Below are 15,200 nucleotides of genomic sequence, written 5' to 3' on the forward strand. Positions count from 1 at the left end.
CAAAAAACCCGCCTTGCGGCGGGTTTCCTGTATATCGGCTTAAGCCCTGATCTTCTTGAGCTCTTCGTCGCGCAATTCGCGGCGCAGGATCTTGCCGACGTTGGTGGTCGGCAGGCTGTCGCGGAATTCCACGGACTTGGGACGCTTGTAGCCAGTGAGGTTGTCGTGCATGTGCTGCATGACCTGCTCCTTGGTCAGCGTTACACCCGGCTTGGACACCACGAAGACCTTGATCGCCTCGCCGGACTTCTCGTCCGGGATGCCGATGGCGGCGCATTGCAGCACGCCCGGCAGGGTGGCGAGCACGTCTTCCAGCTCGTTGGGGTACACGTTGAAGCCCGACACCAGGATCATGTCCTTCTTGCGGTCGACGATACGCATGTAGCCGTCTTCCTGGATGATCGCGATGTCGCCGGTACGCAGCCAGCCATCCTTGTCGAGGATCTCGTCGGTGGCTTCCTGGCGCTGCCAGTAGCCCTTCATCACCTGCGGGCCCTTGACGCACAGTTCGCCACGCTCGCCCAGCGGCAGGTCCTGGCCGTCATCGCTGATGACCTTGCACTGGGTCGACGGCACCGGAATGCCGATGGTGCCGATCTGGATGTTCTGGAACGGGTTCACCGACACCACCGGGCTGGTTTCGGTCATGCCGTAGCCTTCGCAGATGGCGCAGCCGGTGACGTCCTTCCAGCGCTCGGCAGCGGCCTGTTGCAGGGCCATGCCGCCGGAGAGGGTCAGCTTCAGCGCGGAGAAGTCCAGCTTGCGGAAGCCTTCGTTGTTGCACAGGCCGACGAACAGCGTGTTCAGGCCGACGAAGCCAGTGAACTTCCACTGCGACAGTTCCTTGACCATGCTGGCCAGGTCGCGCGGGTTGGTCACCAGGATATTGTGGTTGCCGGTGAGCATCATCGCCATGCAATGGAAGGTGAAGGCGTAGATGTGGTACAGCGGCAGCGGGGTGATGAGGATCTCGCAACCTTCGTTGAGGTTGGCGCCCATCAGTGCCTTGCACTGCAGCATGTTGGCGACCAGGTTGCGGTGGGTCAGCATCGCGCCCTTGGCCACGCCGGTGGTGCCGCCGGTGTACTGCAGCACGGCGACGTCGTCGTTGTGCGGCGAGACTTCCTTCACCGCCTTGCCACGGCCCTTGGCCAGGACGTCGGTGAGCTTCTGCGCATTGGGGATGTTGTAGGCCGGCACCATCTTCTTGATGTTGCGGACCACGAAGTTGACGATGAAGCGCTTGAGCGGCGGCAGCATGTCACCCACTTCGGTGACGATGACGTTGCGGATGCCGGTCTTGGGCAGCACTTCCTCGGCCAGGTGGGCCATGTTCGCCAGGCACACCAGCGCCTTGGCGCCGGAGTCGTTGAACTGGTGCTCCATTTCCCGCGCGGTATACAGCGGGTTGGTGTTGACCACGATGAGGCCAGCGCGCATGGCGCCGAAGACCACGATCGGATACTGGAGCACGTTGGGCAGTTGCACGGCGATGCGATCGCCGGGCTTGAGATCGGTGTTCTGTTGCAGGTAGGCGGCGAAGTCCCCGGAGAGCTTGTACATCTCGCCGTAGGTCAGGGTCTTGCCCAGGTTGCTGAAGGCAGGCTTGTCTGCAAAACGTTGGCAGGATTCTTTGAGTACCGCGAGGATGTTCGGGTACTGGTCAGCGTTGATCTCGGCAGCGATCCCCACTGGGTATTTGTCCTTCCAGAAATTGTCGGTCATGGAAGCCCACTCCTAAGCAACAGCTCATCTTTACCGCGTTCGCGGTTCTTTGTTGTGTTTATGTCGCTTTCCCCAGGCTCGGGGAGCGAAAAGCGGGCCGAGATTATCAGCTTTGAGAAACAGCGACCAGCACCAAACACAGGCTTGTCCGTAAGAAAAATGACCAGAGACAGGCTTTCCGGTCACCAACGCTCCGCTCGTCGGAAAAGCCCGTCCCAGAAGGCTCGCAGCCTTGTTGGATTGTCCGACAAAGTGGATTTCGGAGAAATGAAACCGGCAAAAAGAACGGGAAAGGGGCGTCAGGCCATTCCCCGTGGCAGGGTAGATCGTCAGGGTTCGATACGACGATTTCGTCCCTCTCCACCCGGCGCCTTCAATGATCTACCTCAACACTCTCCGGAACGGTATCTCGCAAAGTGCTCCTGCACTCTCCTGGAGAACCCTCATGTTTCCCGAATACCGCGAAAAGATTACCCGTCTGAAAGCCGAAGATCCGCATTTCGCCAAGCTCTTCCATAGCCACAACGATCTCGACCAGGAGATCAAGAACATGGAAGCCGGCATCACCCCCGCCTCCCACGACACCATCGAGGCGCTGAAGAAGCAGAAGCTGCAGCTCAAGGACGATCTCTACGAAATCCTGCGCAAGAAGGAAGGCTGCTGCGGCGGCTGTGGTGGTTGATCGGCCCTGGCCGACAATCCGCCAAAAATAAAAAGGGGCTGATCCAGGATCAGCCCCTTTTTCATTCACGCTGGCCTCAGGCGGTTTCGCGCAGCTCCCGGCGCAGGATCTTGCCCACCGGTGTCATCGGCAGGGCGTCCTTGAGCACGATGTGCTTGGGCACCTTGTAGCCGGTGAAGTTTTCCTTGCAGTAGGCCTTGAGCTCCTCGACGGTCACACCGCCCTCGCGGGCCACCACGAACAGCTTCACCGCCTCGCCGGACTTCTCGTCCGGCACGCCGACGGCCGCGCAGTTGGCGACTTTCGGGTGGGCCATGACCACGTCCTCGATCTCATTGGGGTAGACGTTGAAGCCCGAGACGATGATCAGGTCCTTCTTGCGGTCGACGATGCGGGTGAAGCCGTCCGGGTCGATCACCGCGATATCACCGGTGCGCAGCCAGCCTTCGGCGTCCAGCACCTCGGCGGTGGCGTCCGGGCGCTGCCAGTAGCCTTTCATGACCTGCGGGCCCTTCACGCACAACTCGCCACGCTCGCCCAGGCCGACCTCATTGCCGTCATCGTCGATGACCTTGAGCGCAGTGCCAGGTACCGGAATGCCGACCGTGCCCAGGCGCGCCTGGTCGCCGTAAGGGTTGGTGCTGACCACCGGGGACGTCTCGGTGAGCCCGTAGCCTTCCACCACGGTGCAGCCGGTCACGGCCTTCCAGCGCTCGGCAGTAGCGGTGACCAGCGCAGTGCCGCCGGAGTTGGTGACCTTCAGGTTGGAGAAGTCCAGTTCCTTGAACTCGGGGCGATCCATCAGGGCGACGAACAGGGTATTGAGGCCCAGCAGCGCGGAGAAACGCCACTTCTTCAGCTCCTTGATGAAGCCGGGGATGTCACGCGGGTTGCTGATCAGCACGTTATGGTTGCCGTTGACCATCATGCACATGCAGTTCGCGGTGAAGGCATAGATGTGATACAGCGGCAGCGGCGCGATCATCACCTCGTTGCCGACCTGCATCAGCGGCTTGCCGTCCGGGCCGTGCTGCTGCAGGCAAGCGTGCACCTGCTGCATGTTCGCCACGAGGTTGCCGTGGGTGAGCATGGCGCCCTTGGCCACGCCGGTGGTGCCACCGGTGTACTGCAGCACCGCGATGTCTTCCAGGCCGACCTTGACCGGCTGCAGACCATGGCCACGGCCCTGGCGCAGCGCAGCCTTGAAGGAGACGGCCTGGGGCAGGTTGTACTCCGGCACCATCTTCTTCACATGCTTGACCACGGTGTTGACCAGCAGGCCCTTGAGCGCGGGCTGCAGGTCGCCCATCTGAGCCTCGATCAGGTATTCGATGCCGGTATCGGGCAGCACTTCCTGCACCAGCTTGCCGAACAGGTTCACGTAGACCAGCGCACGCGCGCCGGAATCCTTGAACTGGTGGCGCATTTCGCGAGCGGTGTAGAGCGGGTTGGTGTTGACCACGATGAGTCCGGCGCGCAGGGCGCCGAACACGGCGATAGGGTATTGCAGGACGTTCGGCATCTGCACGGCGATACGGTCGCCGGGCTTGAGGTCGGTGTGCTTCTGCAGGTAGGCGCCGAAGGCGGCGGACAGGCGGTCCAGCTCGGCGTAGGTCAGGGTCACGCCCATGTTGCTGAACGCCGGACGGTCGGCGAATTTCTTGCAGGAGCGCTCGAAGACTTCGACCACCGATTTGTAGGCGGTCAGGTCAATGTCGCTGGGCACGCCGGCCGGGCGTTTGTCGTTCCAGAAATCAGGTTGCATTTATTCTTGTCCTCATACCTGAGCGAAACCGAACCGTCATTGCGGTCATTCAACGGAAGCTAGCAGTTCCTTTGGTCATCGCAAAGACTCCAGGCGGCGTCATAGACTGCGTGAATCTTGCGCCACCATCCCGGCATCGCGCGGGATAGAGCCGACCGCCGCCCAGGACAAGGCCCACAGAATGCCAGACAGACGCAGCGGGCAATCCATACAGAAAATGTCCCGGCGTGGCAGAATCGCCCCGTCCGGCCCGCTCCATGGCCCCATTCCAATAAGAATCGACGAACAAGAAACAGGATGGACCCCATGCCCTACGCCGCCTACTGGCTCCCCGCCAGCGACGAGACACCGCTCTACACCCGCCACTGGGCGCCCGAAGGCCCGTCCCGCGGCGCTCTGATGCTGTCCCACGGCATGGCCGAGCACGCTGGCCGCTACGAACGCCTGGGGCTGGCCCTGAACGCCGCCGGCTACCACCTCTATGCCATCGACCAGCGCGGACACGGGCGCACCGCCGAGAACGGCGAACTGGGCCACTACGCCGACCGAGGCGGCTGGGGCAAGGTGATCGGCGACCTGTACACGCTGAACCAGCATGTGCGCGAGGAGCACCCGGACCTGCCGATCATCCTGCTCGGCCACAGCATGGGCAGCTACATCGGCAGCGCCTACCTGATGCAGCACAGCACCAGCGTGAAGGCGGCGGTGCTGTCCGGCTCCAACTACCAGCCCGTGGCGCTGTACAAGAGCGCTCGCGTCATCGCCCGGTTCGAACGTTGGCGCCAGGGCCCGCTGGGGCGCAGCGCGCTGATCGACCTCCTGTCCTTCGGCTCGTTCAACAAGCCCTTCAAACCCAACCGCAGCGCCTTCGACTGGCTCAGCCGCGACCCGGTCGAAGTCGACAAATACGTCGCCGATCCGCTCTGCGGCTTCCGCTGCAGCAACCAGCTGTGGATCGACCTGCTCGGCGGCCTGGCCGACATCACCCCCGTGGAGCACCTGTCGAGCATCCGCGCCGACCTGCCGGTGATGGTCATCGGCGGCGAGCGCGACCCGGTCAGCCAGGGCAAACGCCTGCGCGACCTGGCTCAGGCGATGACCCGGGCCGGGGTTCGCGACGTCCAACTGAAGATTTATCCCGACGCTCGCCACGAGTTGTTCAACGAGAGCAACCGCGACGAGGTCACCCGCAACCTGATCGACTGGCTGGCGGCGCACTGCCCCGTTCCCCAGGTCGAGAAATCCGAGGAGCCCCTATGACTTCCGTGCAAAACGTCCCCTACGAAGAACTCGAAGTCGGCCAGAAGGCCAACTTCCAGCGCAGCGTCACCGAGCGCGACATCCAGCTGTTCGCCGAAGTCTCCGGCGACCGCAACCCGGTGCACCTGGACGCCGACTACGCCGCCACTACCCAGTTCAAGGAACGCATCGCCCACGGCATGCTCACCGGCGCGCTGATCAGCGCGGCGATCGCCACCACCCTGCCCGGCCCGGGCACCATCTACCTCGGCCAGAACCTGAGCTTTACCCGCCCGGTGAAGCTCGGTGACCAACTGACGGTGGAGCTGGAAGTGCTGGAGAAGCTGCCGAAGAACCGCGTGCGCATCGGCACCGTGGTGCTCAACCAGGACGGCAAGGCCGTGGTCAAGGGCGAGGCCGAAGTCATGGCGCCGACCGAGAAACTCGACGTCGAACTGCCCGCGCTGCCGCCGATCACGGTCGGCTGATCCACGTTCCGGGGTCGGCCAGCCGGCTCCGGAAACTTGTATACAGTTTCTCGCTCGACTACCCTGCCCTCGTCATTTCACATCTACCAGGGATAACCGAAGGCTGCGTGCCCGAAACCCCTCACCGGGAATCGGAGCCGCCATGGACCTTCGACTGCTGTTGCTGTCCCTTTGCACCTTCGCCGCAGGCGTTGCCGAAGCCATCCTCACCGGCATCCTGCCGTCCCTTGCCGATGACCTGCAGGTTTCCCTCAGCCTCGCCGGACAGCTCACCAGCCTGTTTTCCCTGAGCTTCGCCATCGCCGCGCCTTTGCTCGGCTGGCTTACCCGTGGCGCCGACTGTCGCCGGCTGCTGGTCATCACGCTGCTGGTATTCGCCGCGTTCAACGCCGGCGCCGCGCTGAGTCCCGGTTACGTTTCGCTGCTGCTGATGCGCATCGGCATGGCCGCCTGTTGCGGGCTGTTGATCATGCAGGCCAGTCTGCTGGCGGTGGAGCTGGCGCCGCCGGCCCAGCGCGGGCGCGCCATCGGCCTGATCTTCATGGGCATCAGCGGCTCGCTGGTGTTCGGCGTGCCGGCCGGTGTGCTGGTCAACGACTGGCTCGGCTGGCGCTGGATCTTCGCCGCCATCGCCCTTTACTCCCTGCCGCTGGCTGCCCTGCTGCGGATAGCCCTGCCCCGCCGCAAGCTGGACAGCCCAGCCAATGGCGCGGCTTACAGGCGCCAGCTGCGCAGCCCGTCGCTGAGCCTGGCACAGCTGGTGTCGATCCTGCTGCTGGGCGGCCATTTCACCTTGTTCGCCTACATCACGCCGTGGTTCCAGCAGGTCGCCGGGATCGCCGATAGCCAGGGCATTGCCCTCACGCTGCTGCTGATCGGCCTGGCGGCCATCGGTGGCGGATACCTGGGCGGCTGGCTGAGCGACCACATCGGCCATCGCCGAGCACTGCTGGTGGTGCCGGTGCTGTTCGGCCTGGCGATGCTGGCGATTCCGCTGAGCCTCGGCCACCCCTGGCTACTGCTCGGCGCGCTGATGGTCTGGAGCACCATCAGCTGGATGATTTCCCCAGCGGTGCAGAGCTACCTGCTGGCCAGCGACCCGGCCAGCGGCAGCGCCGGGGTGGCGCTGAACACCTCGGCGATGCACCTGGGCGTGGCCCTCGGCGCGGCACTGGGGGGCGCGGTGATCAGCCTGGCCGGCATCGGCTGGACACCCTGGGTGGGCGTCTCGCTGGTTGCCGCATCGATCTTCTGCGCGGCCTTGTCCTGCTGGCTTCAACGCGACCGTGCAGACGTTCCGCTCACTGTTTTACGGTAACGCTGGCAGTCATCCCGGCGCTCAGGTGCACGCCTTCAGGCACCTTGTTCAGACGGATGCGCACCGGGATGCGCTGCGCCAGGCGCACCCAGTTGAAGGTCGGCTCGACGTTGGCCAGCAACTGGCTGTCGGGGATGGCGTTGCGGTCGGTGATGCCGCTGCTGATGCTTTCCACGGTGCCATCGATGGCGATATCGCCGCTCATCAGGACCACCTGGGCCGGCTGGCCAACGCGGATGCCGGGCAGCTTGGTTTCCTCGAAATAGGCGGTGACGTAGAAGGACTTCTGGTCCACCAGTGCCATCATCGCCTGGCCGGCCTGGGCATAATTGCCCTGGGCCAGGCGCAGGTTGGTGACCTGGCCGTCGCGCGGGGCGCGCATCTCGCTGCGGGTCAGGTTGAGCTGGGCCAGGCGCACCTGGGCCTGCGCCTCGTCGTACTCGCTCTTGGCGATGGCGGCGTTGATCTGCGCGGTTTCCTTGTCCTCGGCGCTGATCGCGGCGATACCGAGCTTACTGCGCCGCGACGCCTCGCTCACACGCAACAGGTATTGCTGGTGCCGGGTCTCGGCCAGGGCCTTGGCTTGCTCCAGGTTCGCCGCGTAGCGCTCGTGGTCGATGCGCATGATCAGGTCGCCGGCCTTGACCTGCTGGTTGTCCTGCACGGCAAGGTCGGTGACCCAGCCGGAAACGTCCGGGGCGATCACCACCACATCGGCGCGCACCCGCGCATCGCGGGTCCAGGGCGACAGCATGTAGTAACGCCACAGCCAGGTGCCGGCCAGGACGGCGGCGATGACCAGGACGATGGTGACGGTTACGCGAAGGTATCCGCGCATACAGCTTCTCCTCTCAAGGCGCAGCGCTGAGCGCCCAGGTGATGGCGCTCAGGATCAGCACGAACAGGGCGCAGTCGAACAGCGCCTCGTGCCAGATCCAGCGCCCGAAGGGTGTGGCCTGCAGCAGCAGGCGCAGTACGACTGTCAAGCCGAGGGCGAGCACCGCATAGATGAACAGCGGGCTCAGGAATACACCGCCCCAGCCGAATTCATGCAGTCCCATGGGCGTCCTCCAGACGGCACCACTGGCGCCAGGTATGGCGCAATTGCGCCAGCGCGGCACGGGCCAGGCGGTTGGGTTCGTTGTCGCCCTGCACGTCGTGCGCCAGGGCTTGCTCCAGCGGCGGGCACAGGCTTTCCAGACGCTGCTCGCGTCCCACGCCGGGGCCCTTCTCCAGGACGCCGCCCAGGGCGCCGAGGAACTGGTCACGACGCTTGCCCAGTTGCCCCTGGGAACCGCTGAGGCAGGCGCGCAGGTGGATCAGCTCGTTGCCCAGATCGAGGGCAAACAGCCCGTCCTGCCAGCGCCGCTGTTCTTCCTTGGGCAACAAGGTGTAGTGGCGCGCCAGTCGGATCAGACGGTCGGCCATGCGCCCGCCGAACCAGCTTTCGGCTTCGGCCAGCGGGCGCCGGGTCAGGCGGCCGAGGTCTTCGCAGGTGGCCTGGATCAACCGGCGGTTAAGCCAGTTCGCCGGTAGCGTGAGCAGACGGAACACGAGCACGGCGAAGCCCACGCCAATCACGATGCCCTGGGCCGAATTGAGCAGGTTGGCAAGGTCGTACTTCATCACGTTGCTCGGCGCGACCAGGGTGATGAAGTGGATCGAGAAGGACGTCGCGGTGCCGGCCAGCGCCGGCGTGGCCATTCCCAGCAGGGCGAAGAACAACGGTACTCCCAGTGCCAGGCAGAGCAGCGGAAAGCCGTTCCACTGCGGTAGCAGCCACTGGGTTACCACTGCGGCGGCGGGCACCGCATAGAGAATGCCGCGCAGGAAGCCCAGGCCAATGGTCACGGCGTTGTCGCGATTGGCGAACAGGCTGCAGATCACCGCCGCCAGCAACATTCCGCCGGTAGCCGCAGGCCAGGCCGTGGCCATCCAGAAGGCCGACATGCCCAGCAGCGCCAGCGCACTGCGCAGGCCGTAGAACAACGCCATCAGCCAGTCACGGTGCCAGGACAGCGTGCCGGTGGCGACATCGTCCACCCGCCCGTCCGCCACGGCGCGCATGGTCTTCTCCGAGTCCAGCGCTTTGAGCAGCAGCAGGGCGCAGCGGGTCAGGCAATAGCGCAGGTCGTTGGAGTAGCGCTCATCCAGACCTGCAGCTTGCAGGCGCTCCTGCAGCGAACGCATGGCTTCGACCTGCGGGTCCTCCAGGGTGGCGCGCAGTTCCTCGAACCAGGGTTGCAGGCGCGCGCGGTCCTCGGCATCCAGCACGCTGCGTTGCCGGGCCACACCACGGGCGGTACGCAGCAGGCTGAGCAAGTCGCGGGAGAGAATCCGCAGCGCGCGCGAACGCATCCGCCCGCGGTACCCCTCGAACCAGGCGTGGTCGCGTTGCACGTCCACTTCGACGATCTTGCCCAGCGCCTGCAGCAGGCCCTTGATCTGCCGGGCGTCTGCATCGATCTCGCTACGCGCGGCCTGCATGCCGGTGAGCCAGGTGGCGTGGGCCTGCCTGCCCAGGTTGGCCTCGACACGGCGCGGCCAGAGGATGGCACTGATGGCCGACGCGCAGAGGATGCCCAGGCAGATTTCGGTACTGCGTGCGACGGCCTGGTCGAAGACGCCCAGCGGATGGCTGATCGCCGGCAGGCCGATGATCGCCACGGTATACCCGGACAGCACGAAGGCGTAGGAAACATGGTTACGCAGGGTCGTCGAGGCGGCCGTGCAGAGGCCGAGCCAGAGCGAGACAGCCAACAGGAACAACCAGGGCGTCTGGGCGAACAGCGCGATCATCACCACCGACATCACGGTGCCAACCACGGTGCCGATCAAGCGGAATATGCCCTTGGCCACCACCATGCCCGACAGCGGCTGGGACACGATGAACACCGTCATCAGCGCCCATTGCGGCTGTTCCAGGTCGAAACGGAAGGCGCACCAGAGCGCCAGGCCGCCGGCCAGGAGGGTCTTGATCGCAAATTTCAGCGCCAGCGTATCCGGCGCCAGGAATGCCTGTAGCGAAGGTCGCACGCGGTCTCTCGAAAGGAATACCGGTCTGTCGGGTTAAAGATAGCCGGCATGGGGAACAACTGAATCGTTGCTTGAAATATTATTAGCAAGCTAACAACTTGTCATCCTGACTTTCGTCGAGGCAAAAAAACGGGCGACCTAAGTCGCCCGAAGTGCCTTGCGTGCTCTGTGAATCTGTAAGGATCAGCTCTTCTTGTGGCTGTCCTTCCAGATGAAAATTCCGACCCCACCGAAGAACAGAACCATGAGACCAACGGTAAGGACGCCTGCGAGAACCACTTCGTCGATGAACATGATGCTGGCCTCCTGTTGCCTACATCGTCTGGGGATGTGTGCAGATTACCGGCGACCGGGCGGCGCAAATTGACCTGGGTCAATGGTCGACAAAGCGCTTTCCGGGGAGGGCCGCAGCACTGACGCAGGTCAAGTTTCCGGAGGGGTGCGGTGCGGCGGGAAGCCGCGCAGAGCGGGGCCTTGCGGCCCTGGGAGGGGGAAATCAGCGTTTCTTCGGCTTGCTTTTGCCCTTCTTGCTCGGCTTGCCCAGCGGCAGCGCCTGCTCGAAGGCCTTGCGCACGTCCTGCAGACGCTTTTCGTGCACGTCATGGATGCGCTTGTCGCGCTCGGCGGTGAAGTCGATCAGCTTGTCGTCGTTGCTCATGACAGGGCATGCACCAGGCGGAAAGTCAGGTTCAGGCGCGAAGCAACCGGACGGCGTGTCTTCGCGACCTGATGCTGCCAATAATGCTGTGTCGCGCCAGACATGACCAGCAGCGAACCGCCAGGCAGCTCGATGGAATGTTCGATTGTGTTTCGCCCCTTGCGCCGCAGGTCGAAGCGCCGCGTACCGCCCAGGTTCAGCGAGGCCACCACCGGGTTGCGCCCGAGTTCAGGCTCGTCGTCGCTGTGCCAGCCCATGGAGTCCTGGCCGTCGCGATAGTAGTTGAGCAGCACGCCGTTGAAGCGCTGGCCGGCGGCCTGCTCCACCGCCGAGCGGATTTCCGCCAGCAGCGGCGTCCAGGGCAGCGGCGCGTGGGTCTGGCCGGAATAGGTATAGAAAGCCGCGGGATCGCCATACCAGTTGACCAGGCGCGGCACCGGGTAATCGCGCCCATGCAGGTGCACGACGGTCTGCTCCCAGGGCGTCTCGGCAACCAGTTGCTGCAGCCAGCGCTCGGCGCGCTCGGGTGGGCACCAATCGGGAATCAGGCGCAGTTCGGCATCGGGCAGCAGGATGGGGGCGTCGTCGAACAGCATGGCAAGTTCGGGGAATCAGCAATGCGAAGAGTCTACCTCGACACTTCAGACCTCGACATCGATCCACAACCCCTTGCGGGGGGCCGGCTGCACTTCGTCGCCCAGTTCCTCCACTTCCTCCAGTTCTTCCAGCGCCTCGCCTTCGGGGGTGCCGTCGGCCAGTTGGCGACGCTTGCGTCGGCGCTGGTATTCCTCGCGCAGCGCCTCCTCATCCGGGCGACGCTCCAGTTCCACGCCGGCATTCCCCGCGCTGGGCGCAGGCGGAGTCACCGGAGCGACATCCGGTCGCGGCTTGGGCACGTCCTGCTGGGCAGTGACAGGCGCCAGACTATGGGGAATGGGCGGCAGCATGGTGCGGTCCTGGGCTGTGCGGCAAGCCCTGTGTGGAGGTCCTCTGGTCAGGCTATCGGCGTAGCGGCTACAGACTTGAGGGCGTCTCGCTACACTTTCCACGATGTGCGATGAGTGCGTATTCCGGACTGGTTCCCCCACAAATCAGTCGACCGGAGGCGCTGATGGCCATCGCTGAAAGCTGCGCGTTCCGGTACCATAGCCGGCTTTTTTTGGGAGGTGTCCATGGCGCAGTATCAACCCGGTCAACGCTGGATCAGCGACAGTGAAGCGGAACTCGGCCTGGGGACCATCCTGGCGCTGGACGGCCGCATGCTCACGGTGCTCTATCCCGCCACCGGTGATACCCGCCAGTACGCCGAGCGCAATGCGCCGCTGACCCGCGTGCGCTTCGCTCCCGGCGACGAGATCACCCATTTCGAAGGCTGGAAGATGACCGTCCGCGAAGTGGACGAGGTCGACGGCCTGCTGATCTACCACGGCCTCACCGCGCAGAACGACCAGCGCACCGTGCCGGAAACCCAGCTGTCGAACTTCATCCAGTTCCGCCTGGCCAGCGACCGCCTGTTCGCCGGGCAGATCGACCCGATGTCCTGGTTCGGTCTGCGCTACCACTCCCTGGAACACCGCACCCGCCTACTGCAGTCCTCGCTCTGGGGCCTGGGCGGCGCGCGCGCGCAACCCATCGCCCACCAGTTGCATATCGCCCGCGAAGTCGCCGACCGCATGGCACCGCGCGTCCTGCTGGCCGACGAGGTGGGTCTGGGCAAGACCATCGAAGCGGGCCTGGTGATCCATCGCCAAATTCTTTCCGGCCGCGCCAGCCGCGTGCTCATCCTGGTTCCGGAGAACCTGCAGCACCAGTGGCTGGTGGAAATGCGCCGGCGCTTCAACCTGGAAGTCGCCCTCTTCGACCGCGAGCGTTTCGTCGAGAGCGATGCCAGCAACCCCTTCGAAGACACCCAGCTGGCCCTGGTGGCGCTGGAGTGGCTGCGCGAGGACGAGAAGGCACAGGACGCGTTGTTTGCCGCCGAGTGGGACCTGCTGGTGGTCGACGAAGCCCACCACCTCGTGTGGCACCCGGAGCAGGCCAGCGCTGAGTACCAACTCGTGGAGCAACTTTCCCAGGTGATCCCCGGCGTGCTGCTGCTCACCGCAACCCCGGAACAGCTCGGCCTGGATAGCCACTTCGCCCGTCTGCGCCTGCTCGACCCGGACCGTTTCCATGATCTGGAAGCCTTCCGTGCCGAAAGCACCCAGTACCGCCCGGTTGCCGAAGCGGTGCAGGAACTGATCGACCAGGGCAGCCTCTCCCCCGCCGCGCGCCAGGCCATCCATGGCTTCCTCGGTAGCGAGGGCGACGAACTGCTGACCAGCGTCGAGGGCGGCAATGAAGAAGCCCGCGCCCGCCTGGTGCGCGAGTTGCTGGACCGCCACGGCACCGGCCGCGTGCTGTTCCGCAACACCCGCGCCGCCGTGCAGGGCTTCCCCGAGCGCCAACTGCACCCGTACGTGCTGCCCAACCCGATCGAGTACATGGAGCTGCCGCTGGGCGAGCACCCGGACCTCTATCCGGAAGTCAGCTTCCAGGCCCAGGCCGACGACGGTGACGAGAATAACCGCTGGTGGCGCTTCGACCCGCGTGTCGAGTGGCTGATCGACACCCTGAAGATGCTCAAGCAGTACAAGGTGCTGGTGATCTGCGCCCACGCCGAGACCGCGATGGACCTCGGCGACGCCCTGCGCTTGAAGTCCGGCATCCCGGCCACCGTGTTCCACGAAGGCATGAGCATTCTTGAGCGCGACCGCGCCGCCGCCTACTTCGCCGATGAAGAGTTCGGCGCCCAGGTGCTGATCTGCTCGGAAATCGGCAGCGAAGGCCGCAACTTCCAGTTCGCCCACCATCTGGTGCTGTTCGACCTGCCGGCCCACCCGGACCAACTGGAACAGCGCATCGGCCGTCTGGACCGGATCGGCCAGAAGCACACCATCCAGATCCACGTGCCACACCTGGAGAACAGCCCGCAGGAACGCCTGTTCCAGTGGTACCACCAGGCGCTGAACGCCTTCCTCAACACCTGCCCCACCGGCAACGCCCTGCAGCACCGCTTCGGCCCGCGCCTGGTGGAACTGCTGGACGGCGGCGACGACGACGCCTTCGAGGCGCTGCTGGCCGAAGGCACCGCCGCCCGCGAGGCGCTGGAAGCCGAGATGCACAACGGCCGCGACCGCCTGCTGGAGCTGAACTCCGGCGGTGCCGGCGAAGGCGAGGCGCTGGTGGCCGAGATCGAGGAACAGGACGACCAGTTCGCCCTGCCGATCTACATGGAGCGACTGTTCGACACCTACGGCATCGACAGCGAGGACCACTCCGAAAATGCGCTGATCCTGCGCCCGAGCGAGAAGATGCTCGACGCCAGCTTCCCGCTGGGCGACGACGAAGGCGTGACCGTCACCTACGACCGCGCCCAGGCCCTCGCCCGCGAGGACATGCAGTTCCTCACCTGGGAACACCCCATGGTGCAGGGTGGCATGGACCTGGTGCTGTCCGGCTCGCTGGGCAACACCTCGGTGGCGCTGATCAAGAACAAGGCGCTCAAGCCCGGCACCGTGCTGCTGGAGCTGCTGTTCGTCAGCGAAGCCGTGGCGCCGCGCAAGCTGCAGCTGGGCCGCTTCCTGCCTCCGGTGGCGCTGCGTTGCCTGATGGACGCCAACGGCAACGACCTGTCCTCGCGCGTATCCTTCGAGACCCTGAACGACCAGCTGGAAAGCGTGCCGCGCGCCAGCGCCAACAAGTTCGTGCAGGCGCAGCGTGACGCACTGGCCAAGCAGTTCGCCCAAGCCGAGACCAAGATCACCCCGCGCCATGCCGAGCGCGTCGAGGCTGCGCGCCAGCAGTTGAAGGCGACCCTGGACGAGGAGCTGGCGCGCCTGACCGCGCTCAAGGCCGTCAACCCCAGCGTGCGCGACAGCGAGCTGGATGCCCTGCGCAAGCAGCGCGACGACAGCCTGGCAATGCTGGACAAGGCCTCGCTGCGCCTGGAGGCGATCCGCGTGCTGGTCGCCGGCTGATTCAGTCAGGGGCTTCAAGCAAAGCCGCCAGCGGGCATCCGCTGGCGGCTTTTTTCATGGGCGCCGTTCCCACCGGCTGCGTAGGAGCGGACTCTGTCCGCGATGTCTAATCGGCGGCTCCCTGGGTGGATCTGGCGTGCGGATGAGTCCGCTCCTGCGTGAAACACCGTGCCGAGGCACGCCCTCTCCCCCCGCCCTGGCTGCGCGCCCCGCTCCGAAGGGAGAGGGAGCTATCTGAGCCGGCTGACACTGTGGTTTCAGCCGGCACCC

At 64.9% G+C, this 15,200-nt stretch carries 14 protein-coding genes; 5 read left to right on the top strand and 9 right to left on the bottom strand.

What is annotated here, in order from left to right; all coding sequences use genetic code 11:
- Positions 1 to 39 precede the first annotated feature (39 nt).
- Complete coding sequence (fadD1, locus tag C167_RS0130975; RefSeq protein ID WP_017522196.1) at positions 40 to 1,725, bottom strand: long-chain-fatty-acid--CoA ligase FadD1; 1,686 nt, start codon at positions 1,723 to 1,725, stop codon at positions 40 to 42.
- A 445-nt stretch (positions 1,726 to 2,170) separates the two neighbouring features.
- Here fadD1 and C167_RS0130980 point away from each other — a divergent pair, with 445 nt between their 5' ends.
- The gene (locus C167_RS0130980; protein WP_017522197.1) at positions 2,171 to 2,407 is read left to right on the top strand and encodes a YdcH family protein; all 237 of its coding nucleotides are present in this window, start codon (positions 2,171 to 2,173) and stop codon (positions 2,405 to 2,407) included.
- Positions 2,408 to 2,483: 76 nt separating this feature from the next.
- Here C167_RS0130980 and fadD2 read toward each other — a convergent pair whose 3' ends face one another.
- The gene (gene fadD2 / locus C167_RS0130985) at positions 2,484 to 4,172 is read right to left on the bottom strand and encodes a long-chain-fatty-acid--CoA ligase FadD2 (RefSeq protein ID WP_017522198.1); all 1,689 of its coding nucleotides are present in this window, start codon (positions 4,170 to 4,172) and stop codon (positions 2,484 to 2,486) included.
- 306 nt (positions 4,173 to 4,478) lie between these two features.
- Here fadD2 and C167_RS0130990 point away from each other — a divergent pair, with 306 nt between their 5' ends.
- From C167_RS0130990 to C167_RS0131000, 3 genes are all read left to right on the top strand, one after another.
- On the top strand, positions 4,479 to 5,432 hold the full coding sequence (locus C167_RS0130990) for an alpha/beta hydrolase (protein ID WP_017522199.1): 954 nt from the start codon (positions 4,479 to 4,481) through the stop codon (positions 5,430 to 5,432).
- A complete protein-coding gene (locus tag C167_RS0130995; protein WP_017522200.1) occupies positions 5,429 to 5,899 on the top strand; it encodes a MaoC family dehydratase in 471 nt (156 codons plus the stop codon). The genes C167_RS0130990 and C167_RS0130995 overlap by 4 nt, the downstream gene beginning before the upstream one ends.
- Before the next feature lie 142 nt (positions 5,900 to 6,041).
- On the top strand, positions 6,042 to 7,217 hold the full coding sequence (locus C167_RS0131000; RefSeq protein ID WP_017522201.1) for an MFS transporter: 1,176 nt from the start codon (positions 6,042 to 6,044) through the stop codon (positions 7,215 to 7,217).
- On the opposite strand, the gene C167_RS0131005 is transcribed toward C167_RS0131000, so the two are convergent.
- The 7 genes from C167_RS0131005 to C167_RS0131035 form a co-directional block, all read right to left on the bottom strand.
- Positions 7,201 to 8,055 carry an HlyD family secretion protein gene (locus tag C167_RS0131005; RefSeq protein WP_017522202.1) on the bottom strand — a complete coding sequence of 285 codons (855 nt, stop codon included), beginning with the start codon at positions 8,053 to 8,055 and terminating at the stop codon, positions 7,201 to 7,203. The two genes, C167_RS0131000 and C167_RS0131005, sit on opposite strands and share 17 nt — an antisense overlap.
- Before the next feature lie 13 nt (positions 8,056 to 8,068).
- Positions 8,069 to 8,278, bottom strand: coding sequence for a DUF1656 domain-containing protein (locus tag C167_RS0131010; RefSeq protein ID WP_017522203.1), 210 nt, complete (start codon positions 8,276 to 8,278; stop codon positions 8,069 to 8,071).
- The gene (locus C167_RS0131015) at positions 8,265 to 10,253 is read right to left on the bottom strand and encodes an FUSC family protein (RefSeq protein ID WP_017522204.1); all 1,989 of its coding nucleotides are present in this window, start codon (positions 10,251 to 10,253) and stop codon (positions 8,265 to 8,267) included. Before C167_RS0131015 ends, C167_RS0131010 begins: the two co-directional genes overlap by 14 nt.
- A 183-nt stretch (positions 10,254 to 10,436) precedes the next feature.
- Positions 10,437 to 10,547: a cytochrome c oxidase subunit CcoM gene (gene ccoM / locus C167_RS35395; protein ID WP_017522205.1), complete on the bottom strand. Its 111-nt coding sequence runs from the start codon at positions 10,545 to 10,547 to the stop codon at positions 10,437 to 10,439.
- Positions 10,548 to 10,749: 202 nt separating this feature from the next.
- Entirely contained in the window at positions 10,750 to 10,911 is a 162-nt protein-coding gene (locus tag C167_RS34935) for a hypothetical protein (protein WP_017522206.1), read from the bottom strand.
- Positions 10,908 to 11,507, bottom strand: a complete 600-nt coding sequence (locus tag C167_RS0131030; RefSeq protein WP_017522207.1) for an alpha-ketoglutarate-dependent dioxygenase AlkB family protein — start codon at positions 11,505 to 11,507, stop codon at positions 10,908 to 10,910. Before C167_RS0131030 ends, C167_RS34935 begins: the two co-directional genes overlap by 4 nt.
- 45 nt (positions 11,508 to 11,552) lie before the next feature.
- A complete protein-coding gene (locus C167_RS0131035; RefSeq protein WP_017522208.1) occupies positions 11,553 to 11,858 on the bottom strand; it encodes a hypothetical protein in 306 nt (101 codons plus the stop codon).
- Between the two features lie 219 nt (positions 11,859 to 12,077).
- Here C167_RS0131035 and rapA point away from each other — a divergent pair, with 219 nt between their 5' ends.
- Complete coding sequence (rapA, locus tag C167_RS0131040) at positions 12,078 to 14,930, top strand: RNA polymerase-associated protein RapA (RefSeq protein ID WP_200860189.1); 2,853 nt, start codon at positions 12,078 to 12,080, stop codon at positions 14,928 to 14,930.
- Positions 14,931 to 15,200: the final 270 nt, after the last annotated feature.

Origin of the sequence: Pseudomonas nitroreducens TX1 (genome assembly GCF_000313755.1) — a bacterium.
Lineage (GTDB): Bacteria > Pseudomonadota > Gammaproteobacteria > Pseudomonadales > Pseudomonadaceae > Pseudomonas > Pseudomonas nitroreducens_A.